This window comes from Micromonospora sp. NPDC052213 (assembly GCF_040679695.1).
Taxonomy (GTDB): Bacteria; Actinomycetota; Actinomycetes; order Mycobacteriales; family Micromonosporaceae; genus Micromonospora.
Map to the genome: position 1 here is coordinate 1 of NZ_JBFAVI010000340.1, position 1,794 is coordinate 1,794.

A 1,794-nucleotide genomic window follows, 5' to 3' on the forward strand; every position below is an offset into this window, starting at 1 on the left:
CGACGACGCGCTGTTCCGGCCGGTGCCGGCGACGGACGAGGCCCGCGCGGTGCTCGGGCACCGGGGGCGCTGCACCGTCATGTTCGCCGGCAACATCGGACTGTTGCAGGGCATCGAGACCGCGATCCGGGCGGCGGCCGCCGCCCGCGACCGGGTCGACCTGGTGCTGGTCGGCTCCGGCGCCGGCGAGGACGCCGCCCGGCGGCTCGCCGCTGACCTCGGCGCCGACAACGTCCGCTTCGTCGGCCGGCGCCCCGCCGAGCAGATGGCCGAGTTGTACGCCGCCGCGGACTGGCAGCTCGTCTGCCTGCGCGACCTGCCCGCGTTGCGCGGCAGCATCCCGTCGAAGCTGCAGGCCGCCCTGGCGTGCGGCTCCCCGGTGATCGCCTCCGTGGGTGGCGAGGCGGCGGAACTGGTCCGCTCGACCGGCGTCGGGCTGGTCTCCCCGCCGGGGGACTGGCGGGCGCTCGCCGCGCGGTTCTCCGTCGCGGCGGCCGAGTCCCCGGCGACCCGGGCGGAGCTGGGTCTGCGGGCCCGGCGCGTCTACCAGGAGCGCATGTCGCTGCGGGTGGGCGTGGACCAGTTCGAGGACATCATGACCAAGCTGGCAGCAGAGAGAGGACGGGCATGACCCGGATCATGACGGTGGTCGGCACCCGACCCGAGATCATCCGGTTGTCCCGGGTGATCGCCCGGCTCGACGACACGGTGGACCACCTGCTGGTGCACACGGGGCAGAACTGGGACAGCACGCTCTCCGACGTCTTCTTCAAGGAGCTGCGGCTGCGCGAGCCGGACCGGTTCCTGCGGGTGGACACCTCGTCGCTCGGTCGCGTGCTGGGCGGCGTGCTGGTCGGCATGGAAACGGTCGTCGCCGAGACGCGGCCGGACGCGCTGCTCGTGCTCGGCGACACCAACAGTTGCATCGCCGCACTGATGGCCCGGCGGATGCGGGTGCCGGTCTACCACATGGAGGCCGGCAACCGCTGCTTCGACCTGAACGTCCCGGAGGAGACGAACCGGCGGCTGGTCGACCACGTCGCCGACTTCAACCTGGTCTACACCGAGCACGCCCGGCGCAACCTGCTGGCCGAGGGGCTGCACCCGCGCCGGATCCTGCACACCGGCTCGCCCATGCGGGAGGTGCTGGAGCACTACCGGTCGGACATCGCCGCGTCGGCGGTCCTGCGACAGCTCGACCTCGCGCCCGGCCGGTACTTCGTGGTCAGCGCGCACCGCGAGGAGAACGTCGACCAGCCGGCCCGCCTCCAGCGTCTGCTCGACTGCCTCAGGGCGGTCCGTGACCGGTGGGGGTATCCGGTGCTGGTCTCCACGCACCCGCGTACCCGCAAGCGGTTGGAGGCGTTGGCGCCGGACGCGACCGCCCTGGAGGGGATCGCGTTCCACGAGCCGTTCGGCCTCTTCGACTACGTGCACCTCCAGACCAGGGCCTACTGCACGCTCTCCGACAGCGGCACGATCAGCGAGGAGGCCGCGATCCTCGGCTTCCCCGCCGTGACGCTGCGCGAGTCGATCGAGCGTCCCGAGGCGTTGGACGCCGGCGGGATCATCATGACCGGGCTCGACCCGCAGGGCGTGGTCGAGGCGGTCGAGGTGACCGTGGACCAGGTCGCCGCCCAGGGGGTGCCGTGCCCGGTCGACTACCGGGTCCCGGACACCTCCCGTCGGGTGGTCGACTTCATCCTCTCCACCGTTCGGCGACACCACGACTGGGCGGGCATCCGCCGCTGACGTGCGACAGGGGCCGGCGACCGGAACTCCGGTCGCCGGCCA

At 72.8% G+C, this 1,794-nt stretch carries 2 protein-coding genes; both read left to right on the forward strand.

Annotated elements, in window-relative coordinates; genetic code table 11:
- The coding region (locus AB0L34_RS33725) for a glycosyltransferase (protein ID WP_363709715.1) at positions 1-631 on the forward strand (631 nt) is incomplete at its 5' end.
- Positions 628-1,752, forward strand: a complete 1,125-nt coding sequence (gene wecB, locus AB0L34_RS33730) for a UDP-N-acetylglucosamine 2-epimerase (non-hydrolyzing) (RefSeq protein WP_363709717.1) — start codon at positions 628-630, stop codon at positions 1,750-1,752. The genes AB0L34_RS33725 and wecB, both read left to right, overlap by 4 nt.
- Positions 1,753-1,794 lie beyond the last annotated feature (42 nt).

What these genes read in the sequence shown, in the direction of transcription:
- wecB (WP_363709717.1), top strand. Translation starts at nt 628, where the DNA reads ATGACCCGGATCATGACGGTGGTCGGCACCCGACCCGAGATCATCCGG.